The 20249-nt window shown below is 70.6% G+C and carries 19 protein-coding genes; all 19 read left to right on the forward strand.

What is annotated here, in order from left to right:
* Positions 1 to 5 precede the first annotated feature (5 nt).
* Complete coding sequence (gene galE / locus LJE69_RS06855; RefSeq protein ID WP_296923104.1) at positions 6 to 977, forward strand: UDP-glucose 4-epimerase GalE; 972 nt, start codon at positions 6 to 8, stop codon at positions 975 to 977.
* Positions 961 to 2268, forward strand: a complete 1308-nt coding sequence (locus LJE69_RS06860; protein WP_296923107.1) for an FAD-dependent oxidoreductase — start codon at positions 961 to 963, stop codon at positions 2266 to 2268. The genes galE and LJE69_RS06860 overlap by 17 nt, the downstream gene beginning before the upstream one ends.
* Positions 2250 to 3059: an aldo/keto reductase gene (locus tag LJE69_RS06865; protein WP_296923108.1), complete on the forward strand. Its 810-nt coding sequence runs from the start codon at positions 2250 to 2252 to the stop codon at positions 3057 to 3059. Before LJE69_RS06860 ends, LJE69_RS06865 begins: the two co-directional genes overlap by 19 nt.
* Positions 3052 to 3504: an NUDIX domain-containing protein gene (locus LJE69_RS06870; protein ID WP_296923110.1), complete on the forward strand. Its 453-nt coding sequence runs from the start codon at positions 3052 to 3054 to the stop codon at positions 3502 to 3504. Before LJE69_RS06865 ends, LJE69_RS06870 begins: the two co-directional genes overlap by 8 nt.
* A 43-nt stretch (positions 3505 to 3547) precedes the next feature.
* Positions 3548 to 5881 (forward strand): PfkB family carbohydrate kinase, encoded by a 2334-nt coding sequence (locus tag LJE69_RS06875; protein WP_296923112.1) that lies wholly within the window; start codon positions 3548 to 3550, stop codon positions 5879 to 5881.
* Positions 5878 to 6873 carry an NAD(P)-dependent oxidoreductase gene (locus LJE69_RS06880; protein WP_296923114.1) on the forward strand — a complete coding sequence of 332 codons (996 nt, stop codon included), beginning with the start codon at positions 5878 to 5880 and terminating at the stop codon, positions 6871 to 6873. Before LJE69_RS06875 ends, LJE69_RS06880 begins: the two co-directional genes overlap by 4 nt.
* 5 nt (positions 6874 to 6878) lie before the next feature.
* A complete protein-coding gene (locus tag LJE69_RS06885) occupies positions 6879 to 7994 on the forward strand; it encodes a DegT/DnrJ/EryC1/StrS aminotransferase family protein (protein ID WP_296923117.1) in 1116 nt (371 codons plus the stop codon).
* A gap of 48 nt (positions 7995 to 8042) precedes the next feature.
* Entirely contained in the window at positions 8043 to 8762 is a 720-nt protein-coding gene (locus LJE69_RS06890) for a hypothetical protein (RefSeq protein WP_296923120.1), read from the forward strand.
* 208 nt (positions 8763 to 8970) lie between these two features.
* Positions 8971 to 9795: a sugar phosphate isomerase/epimerase gene (locus LJE69_RS06895; protein WP_296923121.1), complete on the forward strand. Its 825-nt coding sequence runs from the start codon at positions 8971 to 8973 to the stop codon at positions 9793 to 9795.
* Positions 9792 to 10568, forward strand: a complete 777-nt coding sequence (locus LJE69_RS06900) for an SDR family oxidoreductase (protein ID WP_296923124.1) — start codon at positions 9792 to 9794, stop codon at positions 10566 to 10568. The genes LJE69_RS06895 and LJE69_RS06900 overlap by 4 nt, the downstream gene beginning before the upstream one ends.
* Before the next feature lie 69 nt (positions 10569 to 10637).
* A complete protein-coding gene (locus LJE69_RS06905) occupies positions 10638 to 12545 on the forward strand; it encodes a transketolase C-terminal domain-containing protein (RefSeq protein WP_296923126.1) in 1908 nt (635 codons plus the stop codon).
* A complete protein-coding gene (locus tag LJE69_RS06910; RefSeq protein WP_296923129.1) occupies positions 12542 to 13003 on the forward strand; it encodes an inositol monophosphatase family protein in 462 nt (153 codons plus the stop codon). The genes LJE69_RS06905 and LJE69_RS06910 overlap by 4 nt, the downstream gene beginning before the upstream one ends.
* Positions 13000 to 13890 carry an HAD-IIB family hydrolase gene (locus tag LJE69_RS06915; protein ID WP_296923131.1) on the forward strand — a complete coding sequence of 297 codons (891 nt, stop codon included), beginning with the start codon at positions 13000 to 13002 and terminating at the stop codon, positions 13888 to 13890. The genes LJE69_RS06910 and LJE69_RS06915 overlap by 4 nt, the downstream gene beginning before the upstream one ends.
* A gap of 3 nt (positions 13891 to 13893) precedes the next feature.
* Entirely contained in the window at positions 13894 to 14304 is a 411-nt protein-coding gene (locus tag LJE69_RS06920; protein WP_296923134.1) for a secondary thiamine-phosphate synthase enzyme YjbQ, read from the forward strand.
* Between the two features lie 8 nt (positions 14305 to 14312).
* Complete coding sequence (locus LJE69_RS06925) at positions 14313 to 15287, forward strand: UDP-glucuronic acid decarboxylase family protein (RefSeq protein ID WP_296923138.1); 975 nt, start codon at positions 14313 to 14315, stop codon at positions 15285 to 15287.
* Complete coding sequence (locus LJE69_RS06930) at positions 15284 to 16153, forward strand: hypothetical protein (RefSeq protein ID WP_296923140.1); 870 nt, start codon at positions 15284 to 15286, stop codon at positions 16151 to 16153. The genes LJE69_RS06925 and LJE69_RS06930 overlap by 4 nt, the downstream gene beginning before the upstream one ends.
* A 2-nt stretch (positions 16154 to 16155) precedes the next feature.
* On the forward strand, positions 16156 to 16968 hold the full coding sequence (locus LJE69_RS06935) for an endonuclease/exonuclease/phosphatase family protein (RefSeq protein ID WP_296923143.1): 813 nt from the start codon (positions 16156 to 16158) through the stop codon (positions 16966 to 16968).
* Positions 16969 to 17222: 254 nt separating this feature from the next.
* The gene (locus tag LJE69_RS06940; RefSeq protein WP_296923146.1) at positions 17223 to 19115 is read left to right on the forward strand and encodes a glycoside hydrolase family 13 protein; all 1893 of its coding nucleotides are present in this window, start codon (positions 17223 to 17225) and stop codon (positions 19113 to 19115) included.
* A gap of 228 nt (positions 19116 to 19343) precedes the next feature.
* On the forward strand, positions 19344 to 20249 hold a 906-nt coding region (locus LJE69_RS06945; RefSeq protein ID WP_296923149.1), incomplete at its 3' end, for a condensation domain-containing protein.

The raw sequence follows: 20249 nt of genomic DNA on the forward strand, positions 1-20249 counted from the left end.
CGGGCATGCAGATCCTCGTCACCGGCGGCGCCGGCTACATCGGCAGCGTGACCAGCGAGCTGCTGCTCGATGAGGGCCACGCCGTCACGGTCTTCGACAACCTGGAGCTCGGACACCGCCGGGCCGTCGATCCGCGCGCCGAGCTGATCGAGGGCGACCTGCGCGATGCCGCGGCCATCGATGCGGCCATCGCCCGCACCCGGCCCGATGCCGTCATGCACTTCGCCGCCTACGCGCTGGTGGGCGAGTCCATGGCACAGCCGGAGCGCTACTTCGGCAACAACCTGCAAGGCGGTCTGAACCTCGCCGCCGCCATGCTGAAGCACGGCGTCAAGCGCATCGTCTTCTCCTCCACCTGCGCCACCTACGGCGAGCCGGCCCGGGTGCCGATCACGGAAGCGGAGCCGCAGCGGCCGACCAACCCCTACGGCGAGTCCAAGCTGATGTTCGAGCGGGTACTGGACTGGTACCGCGCGGTCCATGGCCTGTACCCGGTGTACCTGCGCTACTTCAACGCCTGCGGCGCCACGCCCCCGCTCGGCGAGGACCACGACCCCGAGACGCACCTGATCCCCATCGTGCTCCAGGTGGCGCTCGGCCGGCGCGAGTCGGTGCAAATCCACGGCGACGACTATCCGACGGCGGACGGCACCTGCGTGCGCGACTACATCCACGTACTCGACCTCGCCCGCGCGCACCTGCTGGCCCTCGATGCCCCCGAGCCCGGCGCCTACAACCTCGGCAACGGCGACGGCTACTCGGTCAGGGAGGTCATCGCGGCCGCGCGCGACGTCACCGGGCACTCGATCCCGGCCCGCATCGGCCCGCGCCGCCCCGGTGATCCACCCTGCCTGATCGCCGCCGCGGACAAGGCCCGCGACCTGCTCGGCTGGACGCCACGCATCCCCGGCCTGCACGACATCATCCAAAGCGCCTGGGACTGGCACCGGACGCATGCCGATGGCTACGGGGCCTGACTTGCACGACACGCGTCCAGCCGCCGCCGGCACCCCCGCCGACCGGGCCGGGTCCGAGGCCGGGTCCGTCGCCTTGGGCGCCGTCATCTTCGGCGGCTCGGCCTCGGGCCTGTGGATTCTGAACCGGCTGGTACGCGCGGGGCACTCGGCGCTGCTGATCGAGGCGGACCGTCTCGGCCAGGGGCAGACGGCGGCCTGCCAGGGGATCATCCACGGCGGGCTCAAGTACACGCTGGACGGCAGGCTGAGCGCATCGGCGAAGGCCATCCGCTCGATGCCGTCGGTGTGGCGGCAGTGTCTCGCGGGCGAGCGCGCGCCGGCGCTCACCGACGGCGTGCTGCGCGCGCCGTACTGCCATCTCTGGCACAGCGGCCGGGTGCTCGGGCGCCTGGGCCTGGTGGGCGCACGGCGCGGGCTCCGCGTCACGCCGGTGCCGCTGCGGCACGAGGACCGCCCACCGGCCCTCGCCGACGTACGCGGCGAGGTCTGCCGCCTGGACGAGCAGGTCGTGAGCCCGCGGCGGCTCATCGCCAACCTGGCCCGGCCCCTCGCGAACCGGTTGCTGCGCGTGGAGCCGGACGCGGTCGGCATCGAGCGGCGCGCCGACGGGGATGTCGAAATCGTTCTCGACCCGGACCGCTCGGCGGCGGCCGGGGCCCTGCCGCTCGTGATCGAGGCGCGCGTCGTCGTGCTCGCGGCCGGCACCGGCAATGCCGCGCTGCGGGCGCGGTTCGGCTTGAGCACGGACCTGATGCAAGTGCGCTCGGTGCAGATGCTGCTGGCCCGCGGCGATCTGCCGGTGCTGAACGGGCATTGCATCGAAGGCGCCGCGGCCCTGGTCACCATCACCAGCGACCGGGACGCGGCGGGCCGAACCGTCTGGCAGATCGGCGGCGGCGTCTCCGAGGACCACATCGACCTGGACAGCGGCGCCTTCATCCGCCGCGGCCGGCGCATCGTCGAGGCGGCCCTCGGCGGTCGCTCGCTCGCGGGCACCGAGTGGGCCGCCTACCGCGCCGACAAGGCCGAGGTCACCACCGCCGGTGGTCATCGGCCCGCGGATGCCTTCGCGCGCATCGACGGGCGCGTCATCACCGCCTGGCCCACCAAGCTGGCGCTGGTGCCGCGCCTGGCCGAGCGGGTGCTGGCACTGGCCGCGCCGCTGCTCCCGGAACCGCGCGGGGAGCGGCCGCGGGCATCCCTGCTCGAGCGCCAACGCCGCGGCTGGCCGGCTCCGGCGCTGGCGCCACCACCGTGGGAGAGAGAGGTGCCATGGACCGCCGCAGCCTAGGCCGCACGGGCCTCGAGGTGGCGCCGATCGGCTTCGGCGCCGTCAAGATCGGCCGCAACCGGGGGCTCAAATATCCCCGGGGTCATGCGCTGCCCGACGCCGCCGGCGTCGGCCGGCTGCTGCATGGCATCGTCGACCTGGGCATCAACCTGATCGACACGGCACCGGCCTATGGCACCAGCGAGGCGCTCATCGGGCGGCACCTCGCCGCGCGCCGCGACGAGATCGTGCTGGCCACCAAGGTGGGCGAGCGCTTCGGAGACGGCCGCTCGACCTTCGACTTTTCGGCGGCCGGTCTGCGCCGGTCCATCGACGCCAGCCTGCGGGCGCTGCGCACCGACGCCGTGGACATCCTGCTGCTGCATTCCGACGGCCACGACCTGGACATCCTCGCGCACAGCGACGCCGTGCCAGTGCTGATGGAGGCCAGGGAGCGCGGCCGCGCCCGCTGCATCGGCCTGTCCGGCAAAACCGTAGCCGGCGCCCGCGCGGCCCTGGGCTGGGCCGACGTGCTGATGCTGACCTATAACCTGGACGATGCCTCTCACGCGCCGGTGCTGGCGGAGGCCGCCGCGGCGGGGGTCGGCGTGCTGGTCAAAAAGGCCCTGGCCAGCGGCCACCTGGACGCCGCGGCGGCCATCGCCTTCGCCACCGCACCGGCCGCAGTCGGTGCCGCCGTGATCGGCTCGCTGAGCCTGGACCACATGCGGCAGAACCTGGCCGCCGCCCGCGACCCCGCTGCCGCCCACGGCACTCCCCGCGCTACCCCTGGAGACCGCCCTCATGCCTGACGTGATGCCCACCGCGGCACCGCCCCGCGAGCCGCCGGGCGCGGACTGCATTCTGCTCAACGCGCGCCGCGAGGTGCTGCTGGTGCTGCGCGACGACAAGCCGGACATCCCCTGCCCGAACACCTGGGCGCTGCTCGGCGGCTACGTCGAGCCCGGAGAGACGCCGGAGCAGGCCCTGCTGCGCGAGATCCGCGAGGAGATCGGCATCGAACTGCCGCGCCCACGCTTCTTCCGCGAGTACCGCTGGCCCGAATGCACCGAGCACATCTTCTGGCAGTGGCTCCAGGTCGAGCCCGAGGCCATCGCGCTCGCCGAGGGCCAGCACCTTGCCTACGTCGCCCGCGACGCCCTCGGGCAACTGCGCTTCGCGTCCCACTACAGCCGCATCCTGGACGACTTCTTCGCCGCCGGTCTCGACGCCGAGCCGGCGCCGCACCGCGTATGAGCGCGCCCCGCTGCCATAGGTCAACGCCATGCCCTCGCCTGCCATGAGCTCCCCGAGTGTCGTCGCCCAGCTCAAGCCGGCCGCGACTGCGGCCCCGGCCGAGCGCGTCCTCGATCTGGACGCGCTGGCGGCCAAGTGCACCGAGCTTCGCAACCGCGGGCTGACCATCGCCCATTGCCACGGCTGCTTCGACCTGATGCACCCGGGGCACATGAAGCACTTCGAAGCGGCGAAGCGCTGCGCCGACGTGCTCGTGGTGACCGTGACGCCGGACCGCTACGTGCAGAAGGGCAGCAACCGGCCGGCCTTCGCGGAGGACCTGCGCGCCTACGCCATCGCCAGCCTCGCCTGTGTCGACTTCGTCGCGATCAATCGCTGGCCGACGGCGGAGGAGACGATCCGGCTGCTGCGCCCGTCCTATTTCGTCAAGGGCCAGGAGTTCGAGACCCTGGAAGACTCCACCGGCAAGCTCCAGCCGGAGGTGGATGCCGTGCGCGAGGTGGGCGCCCAGCTGCGCTTCACCCGCGAGGTGGTGTTCTCGTCCACGGCCCTGCTCGGCGCGCATTTCGGCTTCGAGGACCGACGCGCCGAGGACCGCCCGCTGTCCGCCGAGGTGGCTGCGCCGGTGCCTGCGGCCACAACCCCGGCAATCGCCCCGGCAGCAGCAGCACCCGCCGACGTGCTCGCCATCAACGACGTCGTCGGCTATCTGGACGCCATCGCGGGGCTGCGGGTGTGCATCGTCGGCGACACCATCATCGACGAGTACCACCACTGCGAGCCGCTCGGCATGGCCTCGAAGTCGTCCGTGGTCGCCCACCGCCAGCACGCCGCGGAGGCGCACGCGGGCGGCATCCTCGCCATCGCCAACCACGTCGCCGAGCTGTGCGAGACCGTGCACCTGGTGAGCGTGCTGGGGGCGCAGGATTCGCGCGAGCGCTTCCTGCGCGGCCACCTGAATCCGCGCATCGACGCCCGCTTCTTTCATCGCCCGGATGCGAGCAGCGTCATCAAGCGCCGCTACGTGAGCCGGAAGCATCGGCAGAAGCTGTTCGAGATCAACAGCCTGCCGGAGGGCTTCCTGAGCGGCGACATCGAGGACGAGGTCATCGGCCACCTGCGGGCGGTGCTGCCGGGGTACGACCTGGTACTCGTCGCCGATTACGGTCACGGCTTTCTCAGCGAGCGCATTGTCGATGCGTTGCAGCAGGGCGCCTGCCGGCTGGCCATCAACGCCCAGACCAATTCCGCCAACGCCGGCTTCAACCTGATCACTCGCTACGCCCGCGCCGACATCGTCTGCCTGGACGAGCATGAGGCGCGCCTGGCGTCGGCCTCCCGTGATGGCGACATCGACGACATCGCCCGCGGGCTGGCCCGGGCCGTCAAAGCCGACGCCTTCATCGTGACCCTGGGCAGCCGCGGCTGCCTCGCCGTAGACCGGGCCGGCTCGGCGCTCGCCGCCGAGCCCCTGCACGATACGGCGCTGGTGGATGCCATCGGCGCCGGCGATGCCTTTCTGTCCTACTGCGCGCCCGCCGTCGCCGCCGGGCTGCCGCTCGATGTCGCCACCATGCTCGGCAACGCCGCCGGAGCGCTGGCGATCCAGATCGTCGGCAACCGTCGGCCGGTGCGCAGACAGGAGCTGATCGACTTCCTGTGCGGCACGGCGATGACGGCGGGCGCTGCGCCGTTACCCGCGAGCGCCGCCGCCCCCCGGCCGACGCCACCCGGCCTGTCCGCGCTGCCCGTCGCGCGCGACGGCAGCCTCGCGCCGGCCCCCGACGACAGCACCGCCTACCCGGACGTCTATTACCGCGACTTTATCGACCGCACCCGCCGGGTCGTCGTCACCGACGCCGCCGGCGAGCGCATGGATGTCACTGCCGGCGTCCTCGACACCAGCGCGGCCATCGACGCGCTGCGCCGCGCCGGCGGCAAGATCATGTTCATCGGCAATGGCGCCAGTGCCGCCATCGCCAGCCACATGGCCGCCGACTATGCGAAGAACGGCGGCGTGCGGGCGATTGCATTCAATGACCCGGCGCTGCTGACCGCGGTCAGCAATGACATCCGCTACGAGCAGGTCTTTGCCGAGCCGATTCGCCTGTTCGCCGACCCTGGCGACATCCTGCTCGCCATCAGCAGCTCCGGGCAGTCACCGAACATCCTCGCGGGAAGCCATGCCGCGCGCGAGCGCGGCTGCCGCCTGATCACGCTGTCCGGATTCCGCGATGACAATCCATTGCGCACGCTCGGCGACACCAATTTCTATGTGCCGTGCCTGTCCTATGGCGTTACCGAGGTCCTGCACCATTCCCTGTGTCACTGCATTCTGGATACCTTCATGACCAATCACAATGGGAGCCAGCCGTGAGCGCCATCCATTCCGTCCTCGTCACCGGCGGTGCCGGCTATATCGGTGCCGTCCTGGTGCCGCAACTGCTGGAAGCGGGCTATGCGGTCAAGGTCATCGATCTCTATCTGTATGGCGAAGCGGCCCTCGCCGAGGTGCGCGGCCATCCACGCCTGGAGGAGGTGCAGGGCGACATCCGCGACCGCAAGCTGCTGCGCCGCGTCATGCCCGGCACCGATGCAGTCATTCACCTCGCCTGCATCTCCAACGACCCGAGCTACGAGCTCAACCCGGCGCTCGGCAAGTCCATCAACTACGACGCCTTCATTGGCCTGGTCGATGCCGCCAAAGCGGCGGGCGTCAAGCGCTTCATCTACGCATCGTCATCCAGCGTGTATGGGATCAAGGATACCGAGAACGTCACCGAGGACCTGCCGCTGGAGCCGCTGACGGACTATTCCAAATACAAGGCGCTGTGCGAGGACTACCTGGCCGAGGCGCGCGGGCCGGGCTTCACGACCCTGGTCATCCGCCCGGCGACGGTGTGCGGCTTCTCGGCGCGGCTGCGCCTGGATCTGACCGTGAATATCCTCACCAACCATGCCGTCAACAATGGCCTGATCAAGGTCTTCGGCGGCGAGCAGAAGCGCCCGAACATCCACATCCAGGACATGGTGGACATCTACCTGCTGGCATTGCAGGCACCGGATGAGGCCATCGACGGCAAGGTGTTCAATGCCGGCTACCAGAACCACCGCGTGCGCGAGCTCGCGGAAATCGTCAAGGGCGTGGTCGGCGATGTACCCATCGAGGTGACGCCGAGCAACGACCAGCGCTCGTATCACATCTCCTCGGAGAAGATCGCGCGGGAGCTCGGCTTCACTCCGCGCCATACCATCGAGGACGCGGTACAGGACCTGGTCGCTGCCTTCACGGCCGGGCGCATCCCCGATCCGATGGAAGACGTGCGCTATTACAACATCCGCCTGATGCAATCCATCGACCTGGCTTAATCTGAATGACCCTTGACGCCATCATGCGAGTCCCGTATCTGGCCCTGGACCGGCACTTCGATCACGATGAGCTGGCGGCGGCGCTGCGCTCCCATCTGACGAATACGGACTTCGTCCTGGGCGAGTCGGTGACCCGCTTCGAGCAGGAATTCGCGCGGCTGTCCGGCAGCGAGTACGCGGTCGGTGTCAATTCCGGCACCGATGCCCTGTTCCTCGCCCTAAAGGCGCTGGACATCGGGCCGGGCGATGAGGTGGTGACCGCGCCGAACAGCTTCATCGCGACGGCCGGGGCCATCGTCGCGGCCGGCGCGCGCCCGGTCTTCGCCGACGTCGGCGCCGACTACAACCTGGACCCGGAGCGTGTTGCAGCAGCCATCACGCCGCGCACCCGGGCGATCCTGCCGGTGCATCTCACCGGCAACCCGGCGCCGATGCCGACGCTGCTGGCGCTCGCGGGGCAACGCGGCCTGGCGCTCATCGAGGACGCCGCGCAGGCCGTCGCCGCGACCCTCGACGGCAAATCCGTGGGCGCCTTCGGCAGCGCCGGCTGCTTCAGCCTGCATCCGCTGAAGAACCTGCCTGTCGGTGGCGACGGCGGGGTCGTCACCACCAGCTCGGCGGAGCTGGCCGAGCGGTTGCGGCGACTGCGCAATCACGGCCTGCGCAACCGCGACGAAATCGCCCATTTCGGCTTCAACAGCCGGCTCGATTCCATGCAGGCGACCATCGCGCGCTTCGGCCTCGCGCGTCTTGCGGCCATTACCGAGTCGCGACGGCGGCATGCCGCTCGCTATGACGCCTTGCTGGCCGGGGTCGGGGGTGTCGTCATTCCGCCGCGCCGCGCCAATGCCCATCAGGTCTTTCACACCTACGTCGTGCAGGTGGAGGCGCGCGACGCGCTGATGACCTATCTCGCCGGGCAGGGCATCGATACCAAGATCCATTACCCGATTCCGATTCATTTGCAGGCGCCCTGCCGTGACCTCGGCTATGGACCGGGCGATTTCCCCGTTTGCGAAGACCAGGCACGGCGCATCCTGTCGCTGCCCATCAACGAGCACCTGACGGATGCACAGATCGACCATGTCGCCGACTGTATCCGCCGGTTCTATTCCCATTAGCCGCGACGCCGGCGTGTCTGCTGCAAAGACCAAAGCGGGGCCCGATCTATGATCGACAGCTTCTCCTGTCATGAGCCGGACGCATCGCCGCTGGCGGCCATAGCACGGGTCGCGGCGCTGTTCGAATCCCGGCTCGCCGACCGCGACGGCCTGCTCGGCACACTGCTGCCCGAGCCGCTCGCCGACCAACTGACCTTCGATCACGTGGGGGTCATGGTGCCGCGCGGCGACCGCGACCAAGTGGCGCGCGTCATGGCGGGGCTCGGCTTTCGCGTGGTCGAGCAGTTTGAGAGCACCGTCGTTGCGAGCATGCTGCGCGCCCGCTGCGGCCAGACCGACCTCATCGTCGGCGTCACGATGGCCGAGCGCATCGGCGATGCCCGTTGCCGCATCGAGGTCTTTTGCCCAGAGAACCCGAATCCCGCTTGCCGCGCGAGCCTCTCGCGCATGGCGCCCGACATCGGCCATGTCGCGTTCCGCCCGGCCGGCGGCGCCGATTTCGGCGCCATGTGCCGAGCCGTCACCGCGCACGGTTTCCAGCCATTGACCACTGGCACGAACAGCAACCAGCAGCACGGACCGGGTGCCGGGTCCGGTGTCTGTCTGCGCTACTTCAGCAAGCCGGAATGCGCGCTGGGCGCGGTCAAGCTCGAGATCGTGAGCCCGATTCTCGCCCCGCCGGTCACGGGCCTCGCCGGCCAGAAGCGGCCATTGCGCATTGCACGCTATCTGTTGGCCGGACTCTGGCCGAGCAACAGACCGGGCTGAGTGGGGCGCATTGCACAGCCCAGTCCAATTCGTTTTCAGCGATGCCGACACACACTCCCATGCTGCCACCAACCCCCGCCGACCAGCTCACCTCGGCCTCGATCACGATGCCGGCCAGCGCCGTGCTCGTCCGCCGGGAGCGGCGCCCTCGCCGCGACCGGGCGCCCGTCGCACCGAGCACGGCGCTCCAACGCGGGCGGGCCAAGCGATGACCGATGCCTCCACCTTCGTCTGCGCCGCCTGGGGCTGGCGGGACTACGAGATCCCGGCCTATTTCGCCGCGGCGGCGGAGATCGGTCTGCCGCTCGTGGAGCTGAACGCCCATCCCGGCGCCCCCAAGCACCTGTCCCATGTGCCCGATCCGGGTGCACTGCCCGCGGTTCGGCGCGCGGCAGTGGAGGCCGGCGTCTCGATCCTGTGCGTGGCCGGGCGCAATGACTTCGCGACTGCGGATGCGGCGGCACGGGATGAGCACCTGCGCAATGCCCATTGGTTCGTCGATGCCGCCGCGGAGCTCGGTGCGCCCTTCGTGCGCCTGCTCTCGGGCGAGCACCGCAACGACGCCCCCGGTGACGACGTGTTCGAGAGACTGCACCAAGGCTTCAATGCAGTCGGCGCCCACGCCGAGCAATGCGGCGTGCAGGTCATCATCGAGAATCACGGCGGACCGACCGCCACCGGCCAGCGCGTCGCCCGACTGATGCAGGGCATCGAGAGCCCAGCCGTCGGGCTGAACTACGACCCGGCCAATTACCTCGATCAGGGCACGGACCCGCTGATGGCCCTGCGCTGGACGCGGCGTTGGGTCAGGTACAGCCATTGGAAGGACGTGTGCTGGGCCGACGGCGGCCCGGCCTTCCGCGCCTTCGGCGAGGGCGAGATCGCGTGGGACCCGATCATCGGCCTGCTGCTTCAGACCGGCTACCGGGGCTATTGGGGCATCGAGTACGAGGAGCCACGCGATGTCCGCGCCGGCACCGTGCGCAGCCTCGCCAACCTGCGCCGGCGGCTCGCCGGCACCGGCCCGGCATGAGTGCATCGAAACAGGGCGACGCCCACGGCCGCGTCGCGCTCATCTCCGGCGCCAGCGCCGGGCTCGGGCGGGCCATCGCACTGGGCCTGGCGCGGGACGGCATGCGCGTCGGCATCAACTATGCGCACGACGCGGGGCGTGCCGGGCAGGTCCTCGCGGAGGTCGAAGCGGCGGGCGGCACGGGCATGTTGCTGAAGGCGGACGTGCGCGAGCCCGCGGCCGTGGACGAGCTGTACCGGCAAATCGCGGACCGGCTCGGGCCGGTGGCGGTGCTGGTCCTGAACGCCAGCGGCCCGCACCCGCAGGTGCCCTTCGAGGAGCAGCCCTGGGCCATCTACCAGGCGGCCCTGGACGACTTCGTCAAGGCCCCGTACCTGCTGACCCGCGCCTGCCTGCCGGCAATGAAGGCGGCGCGCTGGGGGCGCATCGTCACCATCGGCAGCGATGTGTGCTTTCGCACCGTGAACCACTACAGCGCCTACGTGACGGCAAAGAGCGCGCTGCTCGGCTTCACCCGCAGCATGGCCACCGAGCTGGCCCCGTTCGGCATCACAGTCAACACCGTTGCGCCCGGCTGGGTGCCGGTGGAGCGACATTTCGCCGAGCCGGATTTCGCGCGCAAGAAGGCCGCCTACGAGACCGGGCGCGTGCCGATGGGCCGCGTCGGCGAGCCCGCCGACATCGTCGCGGCCGTGCGCTATTTCGCCGCCGCCGATGCCGGCTTTGCGACCGGCCAGTACCTGTGCGTGAACGGCGGGGTCAGCCTGATGTAACACCCGCCGCGACCCGTTCCCATTTCATTTCCACCCAAGGCCGATGCCGACTTTGGAGCCCGACGCACCATGTCCACCGCCTTCCCGATCCCGCTGATGCGCTACGAGCCGCTGTCGCTCAGCGCCGACGAGCCGGCCCTGACGCCGGAGCAACAGGCCACGCTGGCACGCAACATCGACCTGTGCCGGTCCGCGATCGTGTTCTTCACCGCCCTGTCCGCGGCCAAGGGTTGGTCCGGCCACACCGGCGGCGCCTATGACACCGTGCCCGAGGTGGTGCTGCTCGATGCCCTGTTCCGTGGCGACCCGGACGCCTTCGTGCCGGTCTTCTTCGACGAGGCCGGGCACCGTGTCGCCACCCAGTACCTGTTCGCAGCGCTGCACGGCCACCTGCCGGCGAAGGCCCTGATGACCTACCGCGAGCCCGGCTCGCGGCTGCCGGGGCACCCGGAGCGCCGCGAAGAGGACGGCATCTTCTTCAGCAGCGGGCGGCTCGGCCATCTCTGGCCCTACGTCAACGGCATCGCCCTGGCCAACCCCGGCAAGGCGGTGTTCTGCCTGGGCTCCGACGGCTCCCAGCAGGAGGGCAACGACGCCGAGGCGGCGCGCCACGCCGTGGGCCTGGGGCTCGGCATCAAGCTCCTCATCGACAACAACGATTCCACGTGCAGCGGCGCCCCGTCCCGTTATCTCAAGCTCGACGTCGCCCGCACGCTCCATGGTCACGGCCTGCCGGTGCTGCGCGGCCCGGGCGAGGATATCGCCAACGCCTTCCAGCGCCTCTGCGCCGCGGTCAAAACGCCGGGGCCGGTGGCGCTGATCAACGATCGCCCGATGGCACCGGGCATCCCCGAGGTGGAGGGCACGCCGCGGGGCCACGACGCCCTGGAGCCGAAGCTCGCGATGCGCTACCTGGAGGCGCGCGGCTACGACGAGGCGGTGCGCATGCTCGCCGACGCGGTGCCGGCGGAGCGGGTCTACAGCTTCCCGCCCGGGCTGCCGTCCGCGAAGACGCGGCGAACCTTCGGGGCCACCGTCGTGCGCCTGCTCGGCGAGATGTCGGCACAGGAGCGCCGCGAGCGTGTGCTGTGCATCGACAGCGACTTGGGCGAGTCGTGCGGCCTGGGTCTCATCGAGCAGACCTACCCCGAGGTCTTCCGCATGGGCGGAATCATGGAGCGCGCCAACTTCTCCGCCGCCGCCGGCTTCGGCCACGCCCCCGGCAGGCAGGGCATCTTCGGCACCTACGCCGCCTTCCTGGAGATGTGCCTGTCGGAGATCTTCATGGCCCGGCTGAACCGGGCCAACGTGCTCTGCAACCTGTCCCACGCCGGCGTGGACGATCTGGTGGACAACACCTGCCACTTCGGCCTGAACCTGCTGTTCGCCGACAACGGGCTGGCGGAGGGCGACACCACCCGACTCTACTACCCCGCCGATGCCGGCCAGATGCGCGCCTGCGTCGAGCGGATTTTCACCGGGCCGGGCCTGCGCTTCATCTTCTCCAGCCGCTCGCCGGTGCCGGAGATGCGGAGCGAGGCGGGCACGCCGCTATTCGGCGATGGCTACCGCTTCGAGCCGGGGCGCGACGACCTGATCCGCGCCGGCAGCGCCGGCTACTTGGTCAGCTTCGGCGAGATGCTCTACCGCTGCCTGAACGTCGTGGATCGGCTGCGCGCCGAGGGCATCGACCTCGGCCTGGTGAACAAGCCGACGCTCAACGTGCCGGACGAGGCGATGCTGGAGACCGTCGGCCGCGCGCCCTTCGTGCTGGTGGTGGAGGCCCTCAACCGCAAGACCGGCCTCGGCAGCCGCTACGGCTCCTGGCTCCTGGAGCGCGGCCTGACCCCGGCCTACGGCCATCTCGGCAGCGCGCGCGCCGGCATCGGCGGCGAGGCCGAGCAGATCCCGCACCAGGGTCTGGACGAGGCCGGCATCGAGGCCCGCGTGCGGGCGCTGCTGGCCGCGGCAGCGTGAAGCCGACCCCGGACTTCGCGCTGGCCGACGCCGTGCTCGTCCTGTGCCGGCACGTCGGGCGCGCCCAGCAGGCGGCATTTCGCCGCGCTGCCCCCGGCGACGGTGAGCCGAAGCCCGACGGCAGCCTGCGCTCGGCCATCGATGTCGAGAGCGAGCAGGTGCTGCGGGCCGGCCTGGGGGTGATCCTGCCCGAGGCCGGCTGCCTCGGCTGCGCGGCCCTGGAGCTGAGCTATGTCGCGGCGGGCCACCTGCAGGGCTTCTGGGAGGTCGGGCTCGATGGCTGGGACACCGCGGCCGCGTCGGTGCTGCTCACCGAGACCGGCTGCCGCATCGCCGAAGGGCGCGGCGCCCCCTACCGGCCGCTCGAATCCGCGGGCATCCTGGCCGGGCATCCCGGCGTCTTCGAGGCCCTGCTGGACATCGTCGCCGATGCCGGCACGCAGGGTGGCGAGCGATGACGCCCGAGCGCTGGGTCCTCGCGACCGATCTCGACGGCACCTTCCTCGGCGGCACCGCTGCCGAGCGCGGGCGCTTCTATCGCCTTCTGCAAGACCTCGCAGAGCGGCTCGTGCTGATCTTCGTCACCGGCCGCGAGCTGGAGAACACGCTGCCGCTGTTCGACCCGCCGGCGGCCGGCGAACCCACCGTGCCGCGGCCGCGCTACATCATCTCGGACATCGGCACGGAGATCCTCGACGGCCACACGCTGGCGCCCATCGCGCCGATCCAGGACTGGGTGGCGGCCGCCTGGGGCGGGGCCAACGCGCGCGTGCGCGCCCTGCTCGCGGACGACCCGAACCTCGTCCCGCAGCCCGTCGAGACCCGCTACCGGGTGTCTTACTACTGCGACCCCGACACGCTGCCGGCCGCCACGGTGAACAAGATCCACGGCGCCGGCTTCGACTGCCTGCTCTCCCACGGCCGCTACCTGGACGTGCTGCCGCGGGGCGTCTCCAAGGGGCCGGCGCTGCTGCGGCTGCTGGCGCATTGCGGCCTCGCCGATCATCGCGTCGTCGTCGCCGGCGACACGCTGAACGACCTGTCGCTGTTCCAGACCGGGCTCGCCGGCGTCGCCGTCGGCAACGCCGAGGCCGGGCTCGTCGCCGCCGTGCGCGACCTGCCGCATGTCCACCTGAGCTCGCACCCGGGGGTCATGGGCATCCGGGATGGCCTGCACGCCCATGGCCTGTGCAGCCCCGCCCCGTCCGGCGTCACGGCCGGCGCCCCGTCCGGCGCCGGAGCCGACGACCGCCCGGGGCCCTGTTGCGCCGCCGCGCACCCGGCGGCGCCCTTCGACGAGCACGGTGGAGACCGTGACCTCGCCCACCAGCCAACGAGGTGCTGACCGATGCGCATGCATCGCGAAACGCTGATCGTCGATACCCCCGGCAACCGCGCACTGCTGCCGGTGACCGAACAGGTAGACGCGCTGATCCGGGATTCCGACTTCGGCGACGGCCTCTGCAACCTGCTGCTGCTGCACACCTCCGCCAGCCTGCTGGTGCAGGAGCGCGACGCGGCCCCCGACGTCGAGCGCTTCTTCGCCGGCCTGGTCCCCGAGGGGGACGACTACCTGCTGGCGGGCGAAGGCCCGGACGACATGCCGTCGCACATCCGCTCGGCCCTGACCGCCAGCGTGCTGACGCTGCCCTTCGAGAACGGCGCGCTGGCCCTGTCGCGACTGCAAGACGTGTTCCTGTGGGAGCATCGCCGCGGGCCGCAGCAGCGCCGCCTCATGCTCACGCTGATTGGAGACTGACACCGCACATGGCCAACAAGACCGTGCACCTGCGCACCCGCTCACTGGTGACCGGCGGCGCCGGCTTCATCGGCTCCCACCTGTGCCGACGCCTGCTGGAGCTGGATCACGATGTCCTGTGCGTGGACAACTTCTACACTGGCACCAAGGACAACATCGCCGAGCTGCTGCCGAACCCCCACTTCGAGCTGCTGCGCCACGACATCACCTTTCCGCTCTACGTGGAAGTGGACGAGATCTACAACCTCGCCTGCCCGGCCTCGCCGATCCACTACCAGCTCGACCCGGTGCAGACCACGAAGACCAGCGTCCATGGCGCGATCAACATGCTCGGCCTGGCCAAGCGCACCAAGGCGCGCATCCTGCAGGCGTCCACCAGCGAGGTCTATGGCGACCCGGCGCTGCACCCGCAGCCGGAGGCCTACTGGGGCAACGTGAACCCGATCGGCCCGCGCTCGTGCTACGACGAGGGCAAGCGCTGCGCGGAGGCGCTGTTCTTCGATTACCACCGCCAGCATGGCGTGGAGATCAAGGTGGCGCGCATCTTCAACACCTACGGGCCGCGCATGCATCCAAACGACGGCCGCGTCGTGTCCAACTTTATCGTCCAGGCGCTGAAGGACCGGCCATTGACCATCTACGGCGACGGCAAGCAGACGCGCTCGTTCTGCTACGTGGACGACCTGGTCAATGCCCTGATCCGGCTGATGGCCACCGATGCCGGCGTCATCGGCCCGATGAACCTGGGCAATCCGTCGGAGTTCTCGATGCTCGAGCTGGCCCGCAAGGTCATCGACCACACCGGCTCCGGCGCCGAGATCGTCTTCGAGCCCCTGCCCACCGACGACCCGCGCCAGCGCCGGCCGGACATCGCCTTCGCGCGCCGCACCCTCGACTGGCAGCCGCGGACCTGCCTCGACGACGGCCTGGTGAGCACCATCGCCTACTTCGACCAGCTCATCCGCGGCGGGGCGCACGCATGAGCCGGACCACCACAAGCACTGCCGCCGAGGTCATCGCCCGCCTGCCGGAGCCGGTGGGCGCCGCGCTGGAGGCGGCGCTGGAACTGTTTCCCGGTGGCCGAAACGCGCGCATCACGAACCCGGCCAACGAGGGCGCGCTGAACCACGTGCTGCTGATCCGCACCGAGCAGGCGCAGGCCGTGTTCCGGATGCGCCGCGCCGCGTCCTCGCGGGAGATCTTCGACTACCTGAACGCCATGTACGTGCACACCGGCTTCCCGGAGCTGGGCGGGCTGTTCCGGCTGCGCAGCATCGGCGAGGAGATCGCGTTCCTCCACCAGGCCCGGGCGCTCGGCCTGCCGGTGCCGGCGCTGCTGGCCGAGGGCGACGACTGGATGCTGATCGAGCTCATCGAGGGCCGCACCGCTTATGCCGCGGTCAAGGACGGCGATCTCGGTGCCGTCGCCGCCGTCGTGGACACGCTGCGCCAGGCCCACGAGCGCGGCGTCATCTACGGCGACCGCTGGGGCGACAACGAAGTCATCGATCCCAGCGGCCGGGTGCGGCCCATCGACTTCGACGTCGAATGGACCCTGCGCGAGCACCGGCCCGGCTTTCTGGAGGCGATGGAGATGGGCGTCTACCTGTTCAACGCCCTGCGCCTGACCAGCGAGCGGCCGGCCCTGCTGGATCTGGCGCGGCGCGACCTGGCGCCGCGCCTGCGCGACCGCGGCTACGATATGCCACGCATGGCCGGGGTCGTCGCGGGCCTTGGGCGCTTCTACCTGGACCCGGACAAGCCCGGCAACGAGTGGTCGCTGCCGGCGAGCCTGTATCGGGACCTCGCCGCGCCCGTCGCCACCCTGGCCGCCGAGCTCAACAGTTGACCATGACCGACACCGCCTCGCTCACCGTCTGCACCTGCAACCTGCGCTTCGCCACCGCGCCGGACGGCGCCGACGCCTGGCCGCGGCGCCGCGAGCGGCTGCTGGACTGTCTCGCGCACATCGACCCGGACATGTTGGCCACGCAGGAGGCAATGCCGGAGCAGATCGACGCCATCCGCGCACGCTTTCCGCACTGGGACGTGGTCGGCCAAGGCCGCTTCGCCGGCGTGCACTCGCCGCGCCCGAGCGAGCCCGCGCCCGGCGAGCACTGTGCAGTGTTCTTCCGCGCGGACCGCTTCAGGCTCCTGGACACGCACACCCGCTGGCTGAGCGAGACACCGCACCGGCCCGCGAGCCTGGGGCCCGGCACCGACCTGCCGCGCATCGTCACCCTGGCCCGACTGGAGCGCCGCGACGGCGGCGGGCGCATCGACCTCTACAACACCCATTTCCACTGGGGCAGCGCCTTCACCGGCTTCGCTGTGGACCTGCTCGGGCGCTGGATCGGCGCGACGCCGGCGGGCGTGCCGGTGGTGCTCACCGGCGACTTCAACGCCGATACCACAAGCCCGGAGCACGCGGCGCTGACGGCGCTGCCGCTGACCGGCGCACGGCGGCTGCGGGACGTCTTCGACGAGCGGCCCGGCCGCCAGGGCACGCGCCACGATTTCACCGGCCAGGCGCGGGTCTGCATCGACTGGATTCTGGCGTCGTCGGACCTCGCCATCCGGCGCGCCTGGACCGATACCTGGTCGCGCGACGGCCGCTACCCGTCCGACCACTTCCCGGTGGTGGCCAGCCTCGCCGCGGACTGAGAGGATGTAAAGGAGACCCGTCGCGACTGCCTATCAAGCGGCTGCCGTAGGGAACGGTTCAAAAACGACTGAAACGTCACGGAAGTAGAGTGGATAAGCGAAGAGACCGAGAAAGCATTGCTCGCAACCGCGAAAACGAGCGGATCGTAGGTCGGGTTACGCTATCGCTAACCCGACCTACACCGAGTACCGCCAAGGATCGGACCAAGACCGATCGCGGAATCTTCACCAGCGCTGAGCCTGCCGTTCCACCGATGAGCGCAGAACAAGTCGTCAATCGCACGGACTGGCAGCGGTCCCTGCAATTCGCCGTCAATGCCGAGCATGTCTCGAACCTCGACCCAGCCGTCGGCGGCAGCGTGCGGCTGCGGCTCAAGGTGTGGAAGGACGCGCCGCTACGGGGCATCGACGTGCGCGCGGTGCTGAGCGGCCACTCGGCGCGCCTGCCGATGCGGCGCACCCGCGAGGGGGCGCGCTTTGCGTGGTGGGAGGCGGCGCTGCCGATCCCCCACGCCGGCCTGATCCACTGGCACTTTCTTTGCCACACCGACGCCGGCCCGCGCTTCTTCACCCGCGGCGGCGTGCAGACCATCAACCCCACCGAGGACCGGGACTGGACGCTGCTGCCGGGCTTCGCCGGCGCCGACTGGGTGCACGGCGCCGTCTTCTACCAGATCTTTCCGGACCGCTTTTGCAAGGGCGATCCGAGCGTGGGCCGCCGCCCCGGCGAGTACCGCTTCGACGGCGGCGAGCCGCGCATCATGGACTGGCTCGCGCCGCCGCCGAGCTACGCCGAGGGGCGCTGCCTGGATTTCTACAACGGCGACCTCGCCGGCATCGCGCGCAAGCTCGACTACCTGAGCGACCTCGGCGTCGGCGCGCTCTACTTGACCCCGGTGTTCCGTGCCCGCACCACGCACCGCTACGACTGCATCGACTACTTCCACGTCGACGAGGCCCTGGGCGGCGACGCCGCGCTCGCGGCGCTCACCGCCGCCGCGCACGCGCGCGGCATGCGGGTGGTGCTGGACGTCTCGCTGAACCACACCGGCTCGGACCACCCCTGGCTCGCCCGCGCGCGGCGGCAGTCGGACGCGCCCGAGGCCGGCTTCTACTACCCCGACGGCCGCGGCGGCCATGCCTGCTGGTGGGACGTGCCGACGCTGCCGCAGCTCAACTACGGCAGCCGGGCGCTGCGGCGCATCATCTGGGAGGGCGACGATGCGCTGGTCCGCCACTGGCTGAAGCCGCCGTGGCAGATCGACGGCTGGCGCTTCGACGTCGCCAACATGACCGGCCGCCACGGCCCGGATCAGTTCGGTCACGCCATCTGGCGCGGCGTGCGCCGGGCCGTCAAGGCCGAGCAGCCGGATGCCTACATCGTCGGCGAGCACTGGGAAGACGCCGGCGCCTACCTGCGCGGCGATGAGTGGGACGGCGCCATGAACTACTTCGGCTGCGCGAGCCCATTGCGGCGCTGGCTCGGCGAGCGGGTGCGCTTCGAGGCCGACGGCCCCGACTTCCCGCCCCAGCCGCGCGCGCCGGCGACCGGCCAGGAGCTTGCGGCCATGCTGCGCCAGACCCTGGACCGGCTGCCGTGCCAGCACGTGGCGCTACAGCTCAACCTGCTCGGCTCCCACGACATCCATCGCCTGCACCACGGCCCGGCCTTCGACTGGGCGTGCTACCGCGGCGCGGTGATGCTCCAGTTCCTGCTGCCGGGGGCACCGTCCATCTGGTACGGCGACGAGGTGGGCCTCGGCGGCCATGCCGACAGCGTCGAGGGCTGCCGCTACCCGATGGAATGGCGCGAGGAACGCTGGGACCACGGCTTCCACACCCTGTACCGCACCCTGGCCCGTCTCAAGCGCGACGAGCCGGTGCTCAACGACGGCACGCACTGTTTCCTGAGCACCGGCACGCGGCACCTGGCGTTCGCCCGCCACGGCCGCGGCCGGGCCTATGTCGCCGTGCTGAACAACGCCGCCGAGCCCAGCCGCATCGAGCTGCCGCTGGCGGTGATGGGGCTGTGCGACGCGGCCCGCGAGGTCTTCGACGGCCGCTGCTTCCGGGTGCGCAACGGCGTCCTGGCGCTGGACCTCGCACCCCGGGAGAACCTGCTGCTCACGATGACCCTGACCGACTGAATCTTCGATCTGAATCAATTCGGTTCCCAAGCAGAGGATCGTAGGTCGGGTTAGCGATAGAGTAACCCGACAATCAACGGCTTACTCGCGCCCTTGCTGGCGCCCAGCTCCGACCTACGACCTGCCTTGCCGCCGGTCGCGGCACCACGAGTGGTGCTACCACAAAAGCTGCTACGCCGGATGCTTGCCCGCTCTCTCCGCTTGGGAACGAGGGAAGAACCCCCTGCCATGCCCATATCCACCACTGCCCTCCCCCTGTCCGACTGCCAGAGCGGCTACCTCGCCGCCACCGCCGGCGACCCGACCGATCCGGTACACAACACGGCGCTGCCGCTGCTGTTCGACACGCCGGTGAGCGCCGACCTGCTGCGCGCCGCCGTGGCGGCGCTGATGGCGCGTCACGCGATGCTGCGCACCGCCGTGCGCCTTCACGCCGGCAGCGCTCCCGGCACGCAATGGCCCACTGAGCCCATCGACTGGTGGCAGGAGATCGACGCCCGCGGTCTCGACCGGAACGCCCTGCTCAGCCGCGCCGCGGCGGACCTGCGCCGGCCGTTCACGCTCGAAAACGGCCTGTTCCGGGCGACGCTGTACCAGGGCGCGGCGCCGGGGCCGCTCTTGCTGCTAGCGCTGCACCACATCGCCGGCGACGCGCCGACCTGGGGCATCCTGGGCCGCGAGCTCGTCGCCGGCCTCGCGGCGCTCGCCGCCGGCAAGCCCATCGACCTGCCGCCGCTCAAGGCCGGGCACGCGGACTACGTGCGCTGGGAGCAGGACCTGCTCGCGTCGGACAGGGGCCGACGCATGGCGAGCTACTGGCACGCGCAGCTCGCGGGCGACCTACCGCTGCTGCAACTGCCGACGGACCATCCACGCCCGCCCACCAAGACCTTCAACGGCGCCACGCGCGGCCTGGCGCTGCCCGCGCAGCTCACCCAGGGCGTGCACGCGCTGAGCGCCGCGCAGTCCTGCACCCGCTTCTCCGTGCTGCTCACCGCCTGGCTGCTGCTGCTGCACCAGTGGACCGGACAGGACGACGTCTGGCTCCTGGTGCCCACGTCCATGCCGCGCCAGCAGCCGCGCTTTCGCGACCTGGCCGGCCTGCTCATCAGCCCGCTGATCGTCCGGCTGCGC

The organism is Thiohalocapsa sp. (assembly GCF_022340605.1).
Taxonomy (GTDB): Bacteria; Pseudomonadota; Gammaproteobacteria; order Chromatiales; family Chromatiaceae; genus Thiohalocapsa.